This is a genomic window from Ochrobactrum sp. SFR4, from assembly GCF_019730395.1.
Classification (GTDB): Bacteria; Pseudomonadota; Alphaproteobacteria; order Rhizobiales; family Rhizobiaceae; genus Pseudochrobactrum.
Genome location: NZ_JAAPBB010000500.1, coordinates 1 through 322, shown reverse-complemented (window position 1 = coordinate 322; position 322 = coordinate 1). Strand labels below are relative to the sequence as shown.

Genomic DNA, 322 nt, shown 5'->3' with positions numbered 1-322 from the left:
GACGAAGGCTCAGGCAGAGGAAATTCGCGAGAAATGCAGGGCGTTTCTGGAAGACAGGCTTAAGCTGACGATGAATATGGAAAAGAACCATATCACCCACGTCAACGACGGCTTCGTCTTTCTGGGGCACCGGATCATTCGCAAGCGGGGGGCGCACGGACGGATGTCCGTGGTCACGACGATACCTAAGGAAAAGGCCAAGGGGTTTGTTCGCAGGCTCGCCGAAACCTTATCCGGCAATCATAGTGTCAGCACGGTCGACATGATCGCCAGCCTAAACCGCCAATTGGTGGGATGGGCGGTGTTCTACAAGTTCACCGAC

At 55.3% G+C, this 322-nt stretch carries 1 pseudogene; it reads left to right on the top strand.

The features are described 5' to 3' along the window. Nucleotides 1-322 (top strand): annotated as a pseudogene (locus HBA93_RS19990) (group II intron maturase-specific domain-containing protein); the annotation flags it as partial.